This window comes from Klebsiella sp. GL120222-02, assembly GCF_003097195.1.
Lineage (GTDB): Bacteria > Pseudomonadota > Gammaproteobacteria > Enterobacterales > Enterobacteriaceae > Klebsiella > Klebsiella variicola.
Map to the genome: position 1 here is coordinate 65,019 of NZ_QEQO01000009.1, position 15,564 is coordinate 80,582.

Annotated in this window: 20 protein-coding genes; 13 read left to right on the top strand and 7 right to left on the bottom strand. The window is 57.4% G+C overall.

What is annotated here, in order from left to right; genetic code table 11:
- Positions 1–268: 268 nt before the first annotated feature.
- The 6 genes from ulaA to N438_RS22915 are packed head-to-tail and all read left to right on the top strand — an operon-like array spanning position 269 to position 4,678.
- Complete coding sequence (ulaA, locus tag N438_RS22890; protein ID WP_046622924.1) at positions 269–1,669, top strand: PTS ascorbate transporter subunit IIC; 1,401 nt, start codon at positions 269–271, stop codon at positions 1,667–1,669.
- 12 nt (positions 1,670–1,681) lie between these two features.
- A complete protein-coding gene (gene ulaB, locus N438_RS22895) occupies positions 1,682–1,987 on the top strand; it encodes a PTS ascorbate transporter subunit IIB (protein WP_002885682.1) in 306 nt (101 codons plus the stop codon).
- A gap of 9 nt (positions 1,988–1,996) precedes the next feature.
- Complete coding sequence (gene ulaC, locus N438_RS22900) at positions 1,997–2,464, top strand: PTS ascorbate transporter subunit IIA (protein WP_002885683.1); 468 nt, start codon at positions 1,997–1,999, stop codon at positions 2,462–2,464.
- Between the two features lie 13 nt (positions 2,465–2,477).
- Positions 2,478–3,128, top strand: coding sequence for a 3-keto-L-gulonate-6-phosphate decarboxylase UlaD (gene ulaD, locus N438_RS22905; protein ID WP_008807179.1), 651 nt, complete (start codon positions 2,478–2,480; stop codon positions 3,126–3,128).
- 9 nt (positions 3,129–3,137) lie between these two features.
- The gene (locus N438_RS22910; protein ID WP_008807178.1) at positions 3,138–3,992 is read left to right on the top strand and encodes an L-ribulose-5-phosphate 3-epimerase; all 855 of its coding nucleotides are present in this window, start codon (positions 3,138–3,140) and stop codon (positions 3,990–3,992) included.
- Positions 3,992–4,678, top strand: a complete 687-nt coding sequence (locus N438_RS22915; protein WP_012969108.1) for an L-ribulose-5-phosphate 4-epimerase — start codon at positions 3,992–3,994, stop codon at positions 4,676–4,678. Before N438_RS22910 ends, N438_RS22915 begins: the two co-directional genes overlap by 1 nt.
- A 65-nt stretch (positions 4,679–4,743) precedes the next feature.
- Here the strand turns inward: N438_RS22915 and N438_RS22920 are convergent, their stop codons facing one another.
- Together N438_RS22920 and N438_RS22925 are read right to left on the bottom strand one after the other, a co-directional pair.
- Positions 4,744–5,937: an MFS transporter gene (locus tag N438_RS22920; RefSeq protein ID WP_008807176.1), complete on the bottom strand. Its 1,194-nt coding sequence runs from the start codon at positions 5,935–5,937 to the stop codon at positions 4,744–4,746.
- Between the two features lie 149 nt (positions 5,938–6,086).
- A complete protein-coding gene (locus N438_RS22925) occupies positions 6,087–6,362 on the bottom strand; it encodes a DUF1471 domain-containing protein (protein ID WP_002885689.1) in 276 nt (91 codons plus the stop codon).
- A gap of 341 nt (positions 6,363–6,703) precedes the next feature.
- Here N438_RS22925 and rpsF point away from each other — a divergent pair, with 341 nt between their 5' ends.
- From rpsF to rplI, 4 genes are read left to right on the top strand one after another with little or no spacing between them, the layout of a single operon-like run.
- Positions 6,704–7,099 carry a 30S ribosomal protein S6 gene (gene rpsF, locus N438_RS22930; RefSeq protein WP_008807174.1) on the top strand — a complete coding sequence of 132 codons (396 nt, stop codon included), beginning with the start codon at positions 6,704–6,706 and terminating at the stop codon, positions 7,097–7,099.
- Between the two features lie 5 nt (positions 7,100–7,104).
- The gene (gene priB, locus N438_RS22935; protein WP_002885722.1) at positions 7,105–7,419 is read left to right on the top strand and encodes a primosomal replication protein N; all 315 of its coding nucleotides are present in this window, start codon (positions 7,105–7,107) and stop codon (positions 7,417–7,419) included.
- A 4-nt stretch (positions 7,420–7,423) separates the two neighbouring features.
- Positions 7,424–7,651, top strand: a complete 228-nt coding sequence (gene rpsR, locus N438_RS22940) for a 30S ribosomal protein S18 (RefSeq protein WP_000135199.1) — start codon at positions 7,424–7,426, stop codon at positions 7,649–7,651.
- A 41-nt stretch (positions 7,652–7,692) separates the two neighbouring features.
- A complete protein-coding gene (gene rplI / locus N438_RS22945; protein WP_008807173.1) occupies positions 7,693–8,142 on the top strand; it encodes a 50S ribosomal protein L9 in 450 nt (149 codons plus the stop codon).
- 108 nt (positions 8,143–8,250) lie between these two features.
- Here rplI and N438_RS22950 read toward each other — a convergent pair whose 3' ends face one another.
- Positions 8,251–8,922, bottom strand: coding sequence for a LysM-like peptidoglycan-binding domain-containing protein (locus N438_RS22950; protein ID WP_012969107.1), 672 nt, complete (start codon positions 8,920–8,922; stop codon positions 8,251–8,253).
- Between the two features lie 218 nt (positions 8,923–9,140).
- Between N438_RS22950 and fklB the strand changes: the two genes are divergently transcribed.
- Both fklB and cycA read left to right on the top strand, forming a co-directional pair.
- Positions 9,141–9,761, top strand: a complete 621-nt coding sequence (fklB, locus tag N438_RS22955; protein WP_002886687.1) for an FKBP-type peptidyl-prolyl cis-trans isomerase — start codon at positions 9,141–9,143, stop codon at positions 9,759–9,761.
- 305 nt (positions 9,762–10,066) lie between these two features.
- Entirely contained in the window at positions 10,067–11,470 is a 1,404-nt protein-coding gene (cycA, locus tag N438_RS22960; protein ID WP_008807170.1) for a D-serine/D-alanine/glycine transporter, read from the top strand.
- A 67-nt stretch (positions 11,471–11,537) separates the two neighbouring features.
- Here cycA and ytfE read toward each other — a convergent pair whose 3' ends face one another.
- The 4 genes from ytfE to N438_RS22980 all read right to left on the bottom strand — a co-directional run bounded on the left by ytfE (position 11,538) and on the right by N438_RS22980 (position 15,080).
- Positions 11,538–12,200, bottom strand: coding sequence for an iron-sulfur cluster repair protein YtfE (gene ytfE, locus N438_RS22965; RefSeq protein WP_012543104.1), 663 nt, complete (start codon positions 12,198–12,200; stop codon positions 11,538–11,540).
- Positions 12,201–12,282: 82 nt separating this feature from the next.
- Complete coding sequence (locus N438_RS22970) at positions 12,283–13,254, bottom strand: DMT family transporter (RefSeq protein WP_012969105.1); 972 nt, start codon at positions 13,252–13,254, stop codon at positions 12,283–12,285.
- Between the two features lie 75 nt (positions 13,255–13,329).
- Positions 13,330–14,154, bottom strand: a complete 825-nt coding sequence (locus N438_RS22975) for an AraC family transcriptional regulator (protein ID WP_012543102.1) — start codon at positions 14,152–14,154, stop codon at positions 13,330–13,332.
- 77 nt (positions 14,155–14,231) lie between these two features.
- Positions 14,232–15,080 carry an SDR family oxidoreductase gene (locus N438_RS22980; protein ID WP_008807166.1) on the bottom strand — a complete coding sequence of 283 codons (849 nt, stop codon included), beginning with the start codon at positions 15,078–15,080 and terminating at the stop codon, positions 14,232–14,234.
- Between the two features lie 90 nt (positions 15,081–15,170).
- Between N438_RS22980 and N438_RS22985 the strand changes: the two genes are divergently transcribed.
- Positions 15,171–15,542, top strand: coding sequence for a helix-turn-helix domain-containing protein (locus N438_RS22985; RefSeq protein ID WP_012543100.1), 372 nt, complete (start codon positions 15,171–15,173; stop codon positions 15,540–15,542).
- Positions 15,543–15,564 lie beyond the last annotated feature (22 nt).

Consider the following 15,564-nt stretch of genomic DNA (forward strand, 5'->3'; position numbering starts at 1 on the left):
CATTTTTGCGAGGCGTCGCGCATAATTTCCGGGCTCTATCCGCTCAAATTGACGTTAGGTGATGTTTTATCTATATGATTTAAAATGTTTATTTATGTGTCTACGTACATAATTGGTAATGACCAGAGTGAAAGTGAGGATTATTGCGGCGTACGTCACATTTAATCAAATTCAATCTTGTTGTGATTATTTTTGATTATTAGAGTGAGGGCGACGACAACTGCTGAGCGACATGCGCGTTCAAAGCCTTCCTCTTCTGGAGTGTGTTATGGAGATCCTCTACAACATCTTTACCGTCTTCTTTAATCAGGTCATGACCAATGCCCCGCTGCTGCTGGGTATCGTGACCTGCCTTGGCTATATCCTGTTGCGTAAAAGCGTCAGCGTGATTATCAAAGGTACGATCAAAACCATCATTGGTTTCATGCTGTTACAAGCCGGTTCCGGCATCCTCACCAGCACCTTTAAGCCGGTGGTGGCGAAAATGTCAGAGGTCTATGGCATCAATGGCGCGATTTCCGATACTTACGCCTCGATGATGGCGACCATCGACCGGATGGGCGAGGCCTACAGCTGGGTAGGGTATGCGGTGCTCCTGGCACTGGCGCTGAACATCTGTTACGTCCTGCTGCGCCGCATTACCGGTATCCGCACCATCATGCTGACTGGCCATATCATGTTTCAGCAGGCGGGGCTGATTGCGGTCTCGTTCTTCATCTTTGGTTACGGGATGTGGACGACCATTATCTGCACCGCGGTACTGGTCTCTCTGTACTGGGGGATCACCTCCAACATGATGTTCAAGCCTACCCAACTGGTCACCGACGGCTGCGGTTTTTCCATCGGTCACCAGCAGCAGTTTGCCTCGTGGATTGCTTACAAAGTGGCGCCGTATCTGGGGAAAAAAGAGGAGAGCGTCGAAGACCTCAAGCTGCCCGGCTGGCTGAATATCTTCCACGACAACATCGTCTCTACCGCGATTGTGATGACCATTTTCTTTGGCGCGATCCTGCTTTCCTTCGGTATTGATGTGGTGCAGGCGATGGCGGGCAAAACCCACTGGACGGTCTATATCCTGCAGACCGGTTTCTCCTTCGCGGTGGCCATTTTCATCATTACCCAGGGCGTGCGGATGTTCGTCGCCGAACTGTCCGAAGCCTTCAACGGCATCTCGCAACGCCTGATCCCCGGCGCGGTGCTGGCGATTGACTGCGCCGCGATCTACAGCTTTGCGCCGAATGCGGTGGTGTGGGGCTTTATGTGGGGCACCATTGGCCAGCTGATTGCCGTCGGCATTCTGGTCGGCATCGGCTCTTCAATTCTGATTATTCCAGGTTTTATCCCGATGTTCTTCTCCAACGCGACGATTGGCGTTTTTGCCAACCATTTCGGCGGTTGGCGCGCGGCGCTCAAGATCTGCCTGGTGATGGGCATGATTGAAATCTTCGGCTGCGTATGGGCGGTGAAGCTCACCGGTATGAGCGCCTGGATGGGGATGGCGGACTGGTCGATTCTGGCGCCGCCGATGATGCAGGGCTTCGCCTCCATCGGGCTGGCGTTTATGGCCGTCATCATCCTGATTGCACTGGCTTATATGTTCTTCGCCGGCCGCGCGCTGCGTGCCGAGGAAGACGCGGAAAAACAACTGGCAGAGGCCTCTGCCCAATAAGGAGTTCTGATTATGACCGTACGTATTCTGGCTGTGTGTGGTAACGGGCAAGGCAGTTCTATGATCATGAAAATGAAAGTGGATCAGTTCCTGACGCAATCCAATATCGACCACACGGTGAACAGCTGCGCGGTGGGTGAATACAAAAGCGAACTAAACGGCGCGGATATCATCATTGCTTCAACCCATATCGCGGGGGAGATTACCGTCTCCGGCAATAAACACGTGGTGGGGGTGCGTAATATGCTTTCCCCCGCGGATTTCGGGCCAAAGCTGCTGGAGGTGATTAAAGCTCACTTCCCGCAGGACGTGAAATAAGGAGCGGCTATGAAACTCCATGAATCACTGGCGCAGAATCACTCCATTCGCCTGCAGGCGGAAGCGGAAACCTGGCAGGAGGCGGTGAAAATCGGCGTCGATCTGCTGGTGGCCGCCGACGTAGTGGAACCGCGTTACTACCAGGCAATCCTCGACGGCGTCGCGCAGCACGGCCCCTATTTTGTGATCGCTCCGGGATTAGCCATGCCGCACGGGCGGCCGGAAGAGGGCGTCAAAAAAACCGGCTTTGCGCTGGTCACGCTAAAGAAACCGCTGATTTTCAACCACGAAGATAACGACCCGGTCGACATTCTGATCACCATGGCGGCGGTTGATGCCACCACTCACCAGGAGGTGGGCATCATGCAGATCGTTAACCTGTTTGACGATGAAGCCAATTTCGACCGTTTACGCGCCTGCCGTAGCGAGCAGGAAGTGCTGGATTTAATCAAAAACGCCACCGCGGCGGCTGTTTAAAAGGAACACCATCATGTCATTACCTATGTTACAGGTCGCTCTGGACAACCAAACGCTGGCCAGTGCCTATGAAACGACCCGCCTGATCGCCGAAGAGGTGGATATCATTGAAGTCGGTACTATTCTTTGCGTCGGCGAAGGGGTGCGTGCGGTGCGCGATCTGAAGGCGCTGTATCCGCATAAAATCGTGCTGGCGGACGCCAAAATTGCCGACGCCGGCAAGATCCTGTCGCGGATGTGCTTTGAAGCCAACGCCGACTGGGTCACGGTGATCTGCTGTGCCGATATCAATACCGCCAAAGGGGCGCTGGACGTCGCCAAAGAATTTAACGGCGATGTGCAAATTGAGCTGACCGGCTTCTGGACCTGGGAACAGGCGCAGGCATGGCGCGAGGCGGGTATTCAGCAGGTGGTCTATCACCGCAGCCGCGACGCACAGGCGGCAGGCGTGGCGTGGAGCGAGGCGGATATCAGCGCGATTAAACGTTTGTCCGATATGGGCTTCAAAGTGACTGTCACCGGCGGTCTGGCGCTGGAAGACCTGCCGCTGTTCGCGGGTATCCCTATTCACGTCTTTATTGCCGGGCGCAGCATCCGCGATGCCGCCTCGCCGGTGGAAGCGGCGCGCCAGTTTAAACGCTCTATCGCCCAGCTGTGGGGTTAAGGAGCGGTTATGTTGGCGAAATCCATTCCGCTCGGCATCTATGAAAAAGCGCTCCCCGCCGGGGAGTGCTGGCTGGAGCGGCTGCAGCTGGCGAAGGCGCTGGGCTTTGATTTTGTGGAAATGTCTCTCGATGAAACGGACGTGCGCCTTGCGCGACTGGACTGGAGCCCCGAGCAGCGTCTGGCGCTGGTCAAGGCGGTGGCTGACACCGGCGTCCGGGTACCATCGATGTGCCTTAGCGCCCATCGCCGTTTTCCGCTGGGTAGTGAAGACGACGCGGTGCGTCATCAGGGGCTGGAAATTATGCGTAAAGCCATCCAGCTGGCGCAGGATGTGGGGATCCGGGTGATCCAGCTGGCAGGCTACGACGTCTATTACCAGCAGGCGAACGATGAGACGCGCCGCCGCTTTCGCGACGGCCTGAAACAGAGCGTCGAAATGGCCAGCCGTGCCCAGGTCACGCTGGCGATGGAGATCATGGATTACCCGCTGATGAACTCGATCAGTAAGGCCTTAGGCTACGCCCATTACCTGAATAATCCGTGGTTCCAGCTTTACCCTGATATCGGCAATCTGTCAGCGTGGGATAACGACGTCCAGATGGAACTGAAGGCGGGGAGCGGGCATATCGTGGCGGTACACGTCAAAGACACGAAACCTGGCGTCTTTAAAAACGTGCCGTTTGGCGAAGGGGTGGTCGATTTTGAACGCTGCTTCGAAACGCTCAAGCAGACCGGCTACTGCGGACCGTATCTGATTGAGATGTGGAGCGAAACCAGCGCTGATCCGCTGGCGGAGGTGGCGAAGGCACGTGACTGGGTGAAGGCGCGGATGGCCCGCGCGGGCCTGATGGAGGCGGCGTAATGCAACAACTGAAACAGCAGGTGTTCGAGGCCAATATGGATCTGCCGCGCTACGGTCTGGTGACCTTCACCTGGGGCAATGTCAGCGCCATTGACCGGCAGCGCGGGCTGGTGGCGATCAAGCCCAGCGGCGTCGCCTATGAGACCATGAAGGCGGACGATATGGTTGTCGTGGATCTTGAGGGCAACGTGGTGGAAGGGCTGTATCGCCCCTCCTCTGATACCGCCACCCATCTGGCGCTCTATCGTCGTTATCCCGACCTTGGCGGAGTGGTGCATACCCACTCGACGCATGCCACCGCCTGGGCGCAGGCGGGGCTGGCGATCCCGGCGCTTGGCACCACCCATGCGGACTACTTCTTCGGTGATATCCCCTGTACCCGGGCGCTTAGCGCACAGGAGGTGGACGAGGCTTACGAGCTGAACACCGGGCAGGTGATTATCGAAACGCTGGGCGCGTCGAATCCGCTGCATACGCCTGGGATCGTCGTCTATCAGCACGGGCCGTTTGCCTGGGGCAAAGACGCCCACGAGGCGGTACACAACGCGGTGGTGATGGAAGAAGTGGCGCGCATGGCGTGGATTGCCCGCGGGATTAATCCGCAGTTGCAGCCCATCGATAGCTGGCTGATGAATAAGCATTTTCAGCGTAAGCATGGGCCAAACGCCTACTATGGGCAAAAGTAGATAGCGCGCTCCGGGGCTTTCACCCCTCACGGTGAAGCAACTGGTCTGGCCCCGGAGCCGTTTTTTTAGCCCTGACGATAGGCCGACGGCATCACGCGCATGCCGATGAGCGTTACCATACAAATTATCGCGCCGGCGTAAAACGTCGAGGCGGCGCCGAAGGTTTCCCACAGTACCCCTGCGCCGGTACTGGCCAGCAGCAGCGCCAGGCCGCTCATCAGGTTGAACATACCGAATGCCGTACCGCGTAGTTCCGGCGGCGCGGTATGCGCAACCATCGCTGCCAGCAGGCCCTGGGTCATTCCCATATGAATCCCCCACAGCGCGACGCCGAGCAGCAGCGTACTCCAGTGGCCGCTGAGCGCCAGCACGATATCGGCGAGGATCAGCACCAGCAGTCCCCACTGCAGCAGTTTGCTGTGGCTCATGCTGTCTGAGAGTTTACCGAACGGGTAAGCCGTGAGGCTGTAGACCAGGTTCATCGCCACCATCACCAGCGGGATGGTAAACAGCGGGATCTCCATCTGCTGGGCGCGCAGCACCAGAAAGGCTTCGCTGAAGCGGGCGAGGGTGAAGATGCTGCCGATGGCGACTACCCACCAGTAGGCGGCGGAGAGCTTTTTCAGGTTTTCGCGCTTCAGCGGATTGCTGCGTTTGTGTGCGATGGCGGATTTTGGCTCCTGCAGGCCAAACCCGAGCAGGAGAATGGAGAGCACGGCGGGAATGACCGCCACCCAGAAAATAGCGTGAAAATCGTTGGCCCAGATAAACATCAGCAGCACCGCCAGCAGCGGGCCGAGAAAGGCGCCAACGGTATCCAGCGCCTGGCGGAGCCCGTAGGCGGCGCCGCGGATCTCCGGCGGGGTGACGTCGGCAACCAGCGCATCGCGCGGCGCGCCGCGAATACCTTTCCCTACGCGGTCAATCATGCGGGCGCTAAACACCACTCCGGCGGTGGGGGCGATGGCAAACAGCGGCTTACTGAGCGCGCCCAGGCCGTATCCCAGCAGCGCCAGTCCTTTGCGCTTGCCGACATAGTCGCTGATTACGCCAGAGAAGACTTTCAGGATCAGGGCGGTGGCTTCCGCCAGTCCCTCGATAAGACCGATAATTATCACGCTGGCGCCGAGGGTGGTGGCCATAAACAGCGGTAAGAGGCTGTGGATCATCTCGGAGGAGACATCCATCAGCAGGCTGACGCCGCCGAGTACCCAAACGCCTTTGGGGATACGGCCTAAGGTGGCGAAACGCGGAACCATCAATCACTCCTGATTATCAAATGGCGAGTGGCTGATTAAATCAGGTTGCGATGGCGCTGATAAGTCGGTTTGTAAAATAATTCTCAATTGCGTTTAGGTGAAAACCTCGCTTCGCCCCTCGCGAAGAGAGGCGAAGAGTCGGCCTGGCGCTAACGGTATATCACCGCGCTGGCGCGAAGCGGGCCGTTGGTTTCGGGTTCGTGCATCAGGATAGGCTGAAAGTATTTCGCCCCCTGCGCATCGCTCATCTGGCTAAGGGCCTGCTCGGCCTCGTGCTCAGTGGCCATATTGTGATTGATATAGATAACGCCGAGGCTCTGCACGTCGTCCATGTTGCGGGCCTGACGTTCGGTGATTTGGATAGCTGCCAGCGCGTTGGCGCTGAAGAAAAGCGCAGCCATCATGGCGATGATTTTCAGTTTCATATACTACGCTCCTGACTGACAGTCCTGACGCTGACTCGGGGGCTCTCCTGTGGTCGTTTGGCTCTGATATAAGTGTAATCGCTGCGCGTTCGTCGCATGGCGACCTTTTCTGATGCAGTCGTTCAAAAAAATGCCGCTTCCTTTATTGGTTAATTTTAAATCACCCACTTAGCGCCACTTGGCGCTTAGTGCGAATTATTTGTGCAAATCCGCTTGTGTTCCTGGGGGGGCGCCATTAGAATGACGCGTCAATTTTTCAGCCGCCCTTTAACACGTTCCTTGCCTCCATGGGCCGCGGCTGACCCAGACAGGAGGCTGAATAATCCGTAAGGAGCAATTCGATGCGTCATTACGAAATCGTTTTTATGGTCCATCCTGACCAGAGCGAACAGGTTCCGGGCATGATCGAACGTTACACTGGTGCAATCACTGCAGCAGCAGGTACGATCCACCGTCTGGAAGACTGGGGCCGCCGTCAGCTGGCTTATCCGATCAACAAACTGCACAAAGCTCACTACGTTCTGCTGAACGTTGAAGCACCGCAGGAAGCGATCGATGAGCTGGAAACTAACTTCCGCTTCAACGACGCCGTTATCCGCAGCATGGTAATGCGTACTAAGCACGCTGTTACCGAAGCATCTCCGATGGTTAAAGCGAAAGACGAGCGCCGTGAGCGTCGCGAAGATTTCGCCAACGAAACCGCAGATGATTCTGAAGCTGGGGATTCTGAAGAGTAATCCTGATGACCAACCGTCTGGAGCTGTCCGGCATTATTTGCAGGACTCCACTTCGTAAGGTCAGCCCGTCAGGAATTCCTCACTGCCAGTTCGTGCTTGAGCATCGTTCAGTGCAGGAGGAAGCCGGTTTTCACCGGCAGGCATGGTGTCAAATGCCCGTTATTATTAGCGGTCACGAAAACCAGGCCATTACTCACAGTATAACGGTCGGTAGCGCAGTAACCGTTCGAGGGTTCATCTCTTGTCATAAGGCAAAGAACGGCTTGAGCAAAATGGTTCTGCATGCCGAGCAGATTGAATTGATAGATTCTGGAGACTAGCCATATGGCACGTTATTTCCGTCGTCGCAAGTTCTGCCGTTTCACCGCGGAAGGCGTTCAAGAGATCGACTATAAAGATATCGCTACGCTGAAAAACTACATCACCGAAAGCGGTAAGATTGTCCCGAGCCGTATCACCGGTACCCGTGCAAAATACCAGCGTCAGCTGGCTCGCGCTATCAAACGCGCTCGCTACCTGTCCCTGCTGCCGTACACTGATCGTCATCAGTAATCGGTCACGGTCCATTAATACGACTTTGAGAGGATAAGGTAATGCAAGTTATTCTGCTTGATAAAGTAGCAAACCTGGGTAGCCTGGGTGATCAGGTTAACGTTAAAGCGGGCTATGCTCGTAACTTCCTGGTCCCGCAGGGTAAAGCTGTTCCTGCTACCAAGAAAAACGTTGAATTCTTCGAAGCACGTCGCGCTGAACTGGAAGCCAAACTGGCTGACGTTCTGTCAGCTGCTGAAGCTCGTGCTGCGCAGATCAACGCCCTGGAATCCGTAACCATCGCGTCCAAAGCTGGCGACGAAGGTAAACTGTTCGGTTCCATCGGTACTCGCGACATCGCTGACGCTGTTACTGCAGCAGGCGTTAAAGTTGCTAAGAGCGAAGTTCGCCTGCCGAACGGCGTTCTGCGTAACGTTGGCGAGCACGAAGTGGACTTCCAGGTTCACAGCGAAGTATTCGCTAAAGTTATCATCAACGTGGTTGCTGAGTAATCGGCTTCTTACGTTCTGGTAACAACAAATCGCCGGCCTTGTGCCGGCGTTTTGCTTTTTAGCGCCTTTCATTTTGCGGCGGCGTAACGCTTGCTGTCGTCTTCTCCGCTATCGCGCACGCACAAAGCTGCCGTTCGACTGGCGGGTAAACAACACCTGCTGGCCGTTGCCGGTATCGATAGTGAGGCCGGTGACTACGCCGTTGGCGTTCTGCCGAATTTGCACCGTCTGTCCGCTCTGCAACGTGCTTAATGGTTTGCCAGCGCCTTCAACCTGCGCCATCGCGTAGACGTCGGTGGCCGGCAGCCCATGATCGCGGAACAGCTGGGCCAGGGTTTTGCCTGACTCGATGCGATAGGTCCGCCACTGCTGCTCAATGCCCGGTGCGGACTGCTGCTGCGAGGATTGATACGGTTGGGAAGCAGGCTGCTGCGTCTGCGCCTGATCTGGCTGCTCGTCCTGAATCGGCTCCGGGGCGACGGGCGCCATCTGATCGGCATCGCTCACGGTCGGCGTATTGGTGATCGGCGGGAGCGGAACGGCCTGATTGCCGCCAGCTTGCGGCTGGGACTGCGACTGCAGATTCAGGTTTGCTTCACGGCTGGTGGAGGCCGGGTTTTGGCTATCGTCTGAGGGAAGCAGAATGCCGATGATAACCAACAGGAAGCCTGCGATGATACCCCGGCGGTGCATCGGGGGCAGCGGGTCCAGGAGGCGAAAATGATCCGGGGCGTGCCAGATCTTCGCCAGGGTAGATGTCAGTTCAAAGCGCCCGGGCATGGCTTTCCTCCTGCTCCGCATATTTTTATCCTGCATATGAGTATAGATGGCTAACGTCCTGATGACCGGAACAAAGTAAAGTTAACCTGCTGCCGCCTATTGTTTCTGTTTCGCTGAGATTTGTCATCATCCGCCGACAAAGTTTTACCCATTTCGCTATGGCTGTTATGCTTTCGCACGCTTTTCTCTTGATGTTTATCACCCAAAAAGGAACAAAGATGGCAACCCCAACTTTTGACACTATCGAAGCGCAGGCAAGTTACGGTATCGGCTTGCAGGTTGGACAACAGCTGAGCGAATCCGGCCTGCAGGGGCTGCTGCCGGAAGCGCTGGTAGCGGGTATCGCTGATGCGCTGGAAGGTAACCAGCCGCAGGTGCCGGTAGAAGCCGTTCACCGTGCGCTGCGTGAAATCCACGAGCGTGCTGACGCCGTACGCCGCGAACGTTTCCAGGCTATGGCCGCCGACGGCCAGAAATACCTCGATGAAAACCGCGAGAAAGAGGGTGTGAATAGCACCGAATCTGGTCTGCAGTTCCGCGTACTGACCCAGGGCGAAGGCCCGATCCCGGCACGTACCGACCGCGTACGCGTGCACTACACCGGCAAACTGATCGACGGCACCGTCTTCGACAGCTCCGTCGCCCGTGGTGAGCCAGCTGAATTCCCGGTGACCGGCGTGATTGGCGGCTGGATTGAAGCGCTGACCCTGATGCCGGTCGGTTCTAAATGGGAACTGACGATCCCGCACAACCTGGCCTACGGCGAACGCGGCGCTGGCGCGTCGATTCCTCCGTTCAGCACCCTGATCTTCGAAGTTGAACTGCTGGATATTATCTAAACAGCAGAGGCTTCCTCTTCCCTTAAGGCGGGGGAAGCCGCAAAAATAGCGTAAAATCCTTAAGTTAAAAATTAATTAGAATTATGTTTTGCATTCATCGCATATGGGTGTATTTTTGTGAGCTATTTCGCGGTGGATGAGTGATATAACACTCACTTTAAACATAAAATTAACATTATATCTAAATCATAGTATTCATCCCTCCGATTCTTACCTAATATCGACTAGCCCTTGCTGGGGTTAATGACAGACGACGGGCCATCAGAGCCTGAACAACACAGACAGGTACAACAGGAAGAAATCACATGGTAGATCAGGTTAAAGTCGCTGCTATTGAGCAGGAGCCGACTGAACAATCGCTACGGCGAAATCTCACAAACCGACATATTCAGCTGATTGCGATTGGCGGGGCGATCGGCACTGGGTTATTTATGGGTTCTGGCAAAACTATCAGCCTTGCCGGGCCATCTATTATTTTTGTTTATATGATTATCGGTTTTATGCTGTTTTTCGTTATGCGAGCCATGGGCGAATTACTGCTGTCGAACCTCGAATATAAATCCTTCAGCGATTTTGCGGCCGATCTGCTGGGGCCGTGGGCGGGTTACTTTACCGGCTGGACCTATTGGTTCTGTTGGGTCGTCACCGGAATGGCGGACGTAGTGGCGATCACCGCCTACGCGCAGTTCTGGTTTCCCGGACTCTCCGACTGGGTCGCCTCGCTGGCGGTGATCCTGCTGCTGCTGGGCCTGAACCTGGCCACCGTCAAAATGTTTGGCGAAATGGAGTTCTGGTTCGCGATGATCAAAATCGTCGCCATTGTGGCGCTAATCGTCGTCGGCCTGGTGATGGTCATGATGCATTTCAAATCGCCGACCGGCGTCGAAGCCTCTTTCGCCCATCTGTGGAATGACGGCGGCTGGTTCCCGAAAGGGCTGAGCGGCTTCTTTGCCGGCTTCCAGATTGCGGTGTTCGCCTTCGTGGGGATTGAGCTGGTGGGGACCACCGCCGCCGAAACCAAAGACCCGGAGAAATCCCTGCCACGGGCGATTAACTCCATCCCGCTGCGTATCATTATGTTCTACGTCTTCGCGCTGATTGTGATTATGTCGGTGACGCCGTGGAGCTCCGTGGTGCCGAGCAAGAGCCCGTTCGTTGAGCTGTTCGTGCTGGTCGGCCTGCCGGCGGCGGCGAGCCTGATCAACTTTGTGGTGCTGACTTCCGCAGCCTCCTCGGCCAACAGCGGCGTGTTCTCTACCAGCCGTATGTTGTTCGGTCTGGCGCAGGATGGTCAGGCGCCGAAGATGTTCGCCAAGCTGTCGAAGCGTGCGGTGCCGGCGAAGGGTTTAACCTTCTCCTGCATGTGCCTGCTGGGCGGTGTGGTCATGCTGATGGTCAACCCGAGCGTGATTGCCGCGTTCACCATGATCACCACGGTGTCGGCGATCCTGTTTATGTTCGTCTGGACGATTATCCTCTGCTCTTATCTGGTCTACCGTAAAAAGCGCCCGCAGCTGCATGAGAAGTCCAAATACAAGATGCCGCTGGGCAAATTCATGTGCTGGGTGTGCATGGCCTTCTTCGTCTTCGTACTGGTGCTGTTGACCCTGGAAGATGATACCCGTGAAGCGCTGATGGTTACCCCGCTGTGGTTTGTTCTGCTGGGCGCGGGCTGGCTGTTTGCCGGCAAAAAACGTCTGGCGAAATAAAAAAGGCCACCCGGAGTGGCCAAAGTAAGACGGACAATGTCGAGGGCGCCTGCAGGCGCCTTTTTCTTTATTTTCCGGCAAGGGCGCGCGGGAACAGTACGTTATTTTCCAGACTGATGTGCTCCATCAGATCGTCAATCATCTCGTTGATACCGTTATACATCGCCTTCCAGGTGGTGCAGGCTTCCGGCGGCGGCGTCACGTTATGGGTGATGTGCTTAATGACCTCCAGCAGTTCACCCGCTTCATCGTGCTCGCTTTCCATTACGCTGATCGGCCCCCCGGCCTGGGCGCCCATCCCCTGTTTGATCATCGGGAACAGGATCTGCTCCTCTTTCATCATGTGGCTGGAGAGTTCCTGATGCAGCATGGTCAGGTATTTGGTCAGCCCTTTCGGCACGTTCGGTTTATCGGCATGCACACGTTCAACCTTGGTGGCCTGCAGGATCAGCTCCGGCAGCTGTTCGCGGTGCCGGTCGTGATAGCGGACGATGATATGGTCGATAATCTCCGGGAGGGGCGCCGCGCGCCAGTCGCGGGAGAGGGGCTGCTCGGCCAGTTTCGCCAGCTCGGCTTCAATCACCGCGACATCCAGCGCTTTCCGCGATGCAGCGCGCGCCAGGGTCTGTTTGCCACCGCAGCAGTAATCCATATCGTATTGACGGAACAGGGCGGAGGCGCGCGGGATGGTCAGCGCCAGCTCGCCTAAAGGTTGGTCACGGAAAGCCATAGCAGTTACCTCGTCATCAGGAATATAAGATGTATTTTAAATGCATCTTTTTGGCGAGGGAATACCCCTTAAGGAGGCCTGGCTACTTTTTTTCGTCCGTCAGCGGCTGCAGCATCGGTTTTTCCGGTCTGGCGCGTACGGCGGAGACCACGCCGAGCACCAGCAACAGGATCCCGCTCAGGGTCAGCAGCGGCGGTAAACTTTGCCGCAGCAGGAAGGTATACAGCAGCCCGGCCAGAGTTTCGAAGACGATCAGCGGCCCGAGGATCACCGTCGGCAGCCGCTGGCTGGCGATATTCCAGCACAGCGCGCCGACCCATGAGCAGAGCACCGCGATGGCCAGCATCAGCGTAATGAACACCGCCGGGCGCGGGCCGAAGGGCAGGGGAAACCCGGCCTGCTGGCCGTGCAGCCAGGCGCAGGCGGCGAGATAGCCGGCCAGCGAAACCGGAAGCGTGACCAGTGCCTGAGCGGTAGCCCACATCATCGGCGGCTGATGCGGATTTTCCCGCAACCAGCGGGCGTTGCGCAGGGCATACCAGGCCCAGCAGGCCACCGATCCCAGCGCCAGCGCGATGCCGGAGCCGTAGCGCCACGGGCTAAAATCAGGCAGCCCCTGGCGCAGTTCTGCGACGTTAACGCAGATCAGGCCCACGGCGATGCAGACCAGCGCCGGAAACAGACGCCGCCACGGCAGCTTTCCGTCGCGCTGGCTGTAGAGCAGATTGGCGAAGACCGGCAAGACCACCGGCAGCGTGCCGATAATCATGGTGGAGACCGGCGCCCCGGTGCGCTGAATGGCGCTGGCCAGGCAGGCGTAATAGATAAGATTTCCCATCATCGTCAGGCCCAGCGCAGTCCACCAGTCGTTGCGGCTCAGCTGGCGCAAACGCGCGCGTCCGAGCCACGCCAGCGGCAGGGCGATCAGGCCCAGCGCCAGATAGCGCCCCATCGACTGCAGCATCGCCGGGTACTCTGGCACCAGCAGAGGCCCGACAAAAATTAATCCCCACATCAGCCCCGCCAGCAGGGCGTACAGCACACCACTAATCATCATTGCATCCGTTGTCATCACAGTTGTCTGCAGTGTAGAAGGGGGCCGGGCAGGAATATTGTATGAGATTGCGCATTAGCGCCTGGCGACCTGCTTCTGATAGCGCACCGGCGTAATGCCGTAACGCAGGGTGAAGGCGCGGGTCAGGTGGGACTGGTCGGTGAGGCCGACGGCTATCGCCACTTCGGCGGCGGGCATACCGTGGGTGAGAAACGCTTTGGCGCGCCACAGACGGATGGCCATCAGCATCTGATGGGGCGTCACGTGATAGTGGGCTTTAAACTGGCGCTGAAAGTGGTATGGGCTAAGCGCCGCCACCTGCGCTAGCTCGTCGAGGGTGATGGGGCGCATATAGTTATCGTGCAGGTAGTCGCGCACCCGGTCGAAGCGATGCCCGGCCTCACCCTGCGCAGAGGCATGGTGGGCCAGAGGGCGGAAGGCGTCGATGAGGTCGAGCAGCAGTCCCTGCTGTGCCAGCGGATCGTCGCTATGCCACAGGCCATAAATCAGCTGGCCAATCTGTCGGGAACGTAGAGGATCCTCGCGGACCACCTCGCTGAACCACCAGTCGCGCACCCCGGTGATGGCTTCCAGACGGTCCGGCTCCAGATAAATCATCCGGTAGCGCCAGCCGTCAGCGGTTTCCGCTTCGCCGGTATGCAGCTCGTCGGGATTCATGGTGACAATGGCGTTCGCGGCGGCGATATGCTGGCTGCCGCGGTAGCGAAAGCGTTCAGCGCCTTGCTCAATCACGCCGATACCGAAGGCTTCGTGGGTATGGGGTTCAAAGGCGTAGCGAGAGATATGGGCGTGGTAAAGCTCCACCCCGGGCAGCTGTTCGAGATGGCGAAAGCGCGCGCGGTCTTTTTCATCACTAAATTGGGGTGGTACGCCCTGCATGCCTGCCTCCCGACGGTTATCCCTTCAATATGAGAGAGGAACCGCCGGGACGCAACCGCAAAAGCTGACAGGGGTGGTTACAGAATGCCTTTCACGCTTTCAGCAAGGGAGGTGGTCGGACGGCCGATCAGCGTACTCAGGGTGCGGCTGTCGTCAAACAGCCCGCCTTTCGACGCGCCGACATCGGAATCCGCCAGCATATCCGCCAGACCCGCCGGCAGACCGACGCTTTTCAGCGCGGCGGCGAAATCGGCTTCGCTGAGGTTCTGGTAGACCACGTTTTTTCCGCTTTGCGTGCTCAGCTCAGCAGCCAGGTCGCTCAGCGTCCAGGCGTTATCACCCGCCAGTTCGTAAATCTTCCCTTCATGGCCTTCACCAGCGATAACGCGGGCGGCAGCGGCGGCATAATCCGCGCGGGTGGCGGAGGCAATTTTACCCTCGCCGGCGGCACCGATAAACACGCCATGCTCCAGCGCCGGCGGTGCGCTGGCCAGATAGTTTTCGGTATACCAGCCATTGCGCAGCAGGGCGTAAGCGATACCAGAGTCGGCCAGCATCTGCTCGGTTTCAATATGCTCTGCGGCCAGGCCCAGCGGCGAGGTGTCGGCGTGCAGCAGGCTGGTGTAGGCGATGAATGTCACCCCAGCGGCTTTGGCGGCGTTGATGACGTTGCGGTGCTGAACGGCGCGCTGACCGACTTCGCTGGAGGAGATTAACAGCAGTTTATCCACGCCCTGCAGCGCGGCGGTCAGTGCCGCTTCGTCGCTATAGTCGGCCTGACGGACAACGACGCCCTGCTGGCTGAGGGACTGGGCTTTGGCCGGGTTGCGGACAATCGCCACAATCTGGCTGGCAGGGACGGTTTTTAACAGGTCTTGCAGAACGTAGTGGCCAAGCTGGCCGGTGGCACCGGTAAGGGCGATCATGGGTCTTCTCCTTCGTGTTTAGTGGCAGTTGTGGTAAGCTAACACCTTAACTAACTTTTAGTAAGTACGTACAAAAAGGTAAGTGTGAAAATGGCCGAACCGACGCTGAGCGAGAAACTGCGCAACGGCAACCTGTTTGCGGAACAGTGCCCGTCGCGCGATGTGCTTAAACATGTCACCAGTCGCTGGGGCGTGTTGATTCTGGTGGCGCTGCGCGAGGGGACCCATCGCTTCAGCGATCTGCGCCGCAAAATGGGCGGGGTCAGCGAAAAGATGCTGGCGCAGTCGCTGCAGGCCCTGGAGCAGGATGGTTTTATCGACCGCGTCTCTTATCCGGTGGTACCGCCACACGTTGAATATAGCCTGACGCCGCTCGGCCTGCAGGTGAGCGAGAAAGTGGCGGCGCTGGCGGACTGGATCGAGAGCAATCTGCCTGCGGTGTTGGCTAACCACGGGGAGTGAAAATGTATCACTCCCTGTAGCC

Coding starts and splice junctions, on each gene's coding strand:
- N438_RS22970 (WP_012969105.1), bottom strand. CDS start 13,254: ATGATTAGTGGTGTGCTGTACGCCCTGCTGGCGGGGCTGATGTGGGGA.
- ytfE (WP_012543104.1), bottom strand. CDS start 12,200: ATGGCTTTCCGTGACCAACCTTTAGGCGAGCTGGCGCTGACCATCCCG.
- rplI (WP_008807173.1), top strand. CDS start 7,693: ATGCAAGTTATTCTGCTTGATAAAGTAGCAAACCTGGGTAGCCTGGGT.
- N438_RS22915 (WP_012969108.1), top strand. CDS start 3,992: ATGCAACAACTGAAACAGCAGGTGTTCGAGGCCAATATGGATCTGCCG.
- rpsF (WP_008807174.1), top strand. CDS start 6,704: ATGCGTCATTACGAAATCGTTTTTATGGTCCATCCTGACCAGAGCGAA.
- priB (WP_002885722.1), top strand. CDS start 7,105: ATGACCAACCGTCTGGAGCTGTCCGGCATTATTTGCAGGACTCCACTT.
- fklB (WP_002886687.1), top strand. CDS start 9,141: ATGGCAACCCCAACTTTTGACACTATCGAAGCGCAGGCAAGTTACGGT.
- cycA (WP_008807170.1), top strand. CDS start 10,067: ATGGTAGATCAGGTTAAAGTCGCTGCTATTGAGCAGGAGCCGACTGAA.
- rpsR (WP_000135199.1), top strand. CDS start 7,424: ATGGCACGTTATTTCCGTCGTCGCAAGTTCTGCCGTTTCACCGCGGAA.
- N438_RS22920 (WP_008807176.1), bottom strand. CDS start 5,937: ATGGTTCCGCGTTTCGCCACCTTAGGCCGTATCCCCAAAGGCGTTTGG.
- N438_RS22950 (WP_012969107.1), bottom strand. CDS start 8,922: ATGCCCGGGCGCTTTGAACTGACATCTACCCTGGCGAAGATCTGGCAC.
- N438_RS22975 (WP_012543102.1), bottom strand. CDS start 14,154: ATGCAGGGCGTACCACCCCAATTTAGTGATGAAAAAGACCGCGCGCGC.
- ulaA (WP_046622924.1), top strand. CDS start 269: ATGGAGATCCTCTACAACATCTTTACCGTCTTCTTTAATCAGGTCATG.
- N438_RS22985 (WP_012543100.1), top strand. CDS start 15,171: ATGGCCGAACCGACGCTGAGCGAGAAACTGCGCAACGGCAACCTGTTT.
- ulaB (WP_002885682.1), top strand. CDS start 1,682: ATGACCGTACGTATTCTGGCTGTGTGTGGTAACGGGCAAGGCAGTTCT.
- N438_RS22910 (WP_008807178.1), top strand. CDS start 3,138: ATGTTGGCGAAATCCATTCCGCTCGGCATCTATGAAAAAGCGCTCCCC.
- N438_RS22925 (WP_002885689.1), bottom strand. CDS start 6,362: ATGAAACTGAAAATCATCGCCATGATGGCTGCGCTTTTCTTCAGCGCC.
- ulaD (WP_008807179.1), top strand. CDS start 2,478: ATGTCATTACCTATGTTACAGGTCGCTCTGGACAACCAAACGCTGGCC.
- ulaC (WP_002885683.1), top strand. CDS start 1,997: ATGAAACTCCATGAATCACTGGCGCAGAATCACTCCATTCGCCTGCAG.
- N438_RS22980 (WP_008807166.1), bottom strand. CDS start 15,080: ATGATCGCCCTTACCGGTGCCACCGGCCAGCTTGGCCACTACGTTCTG.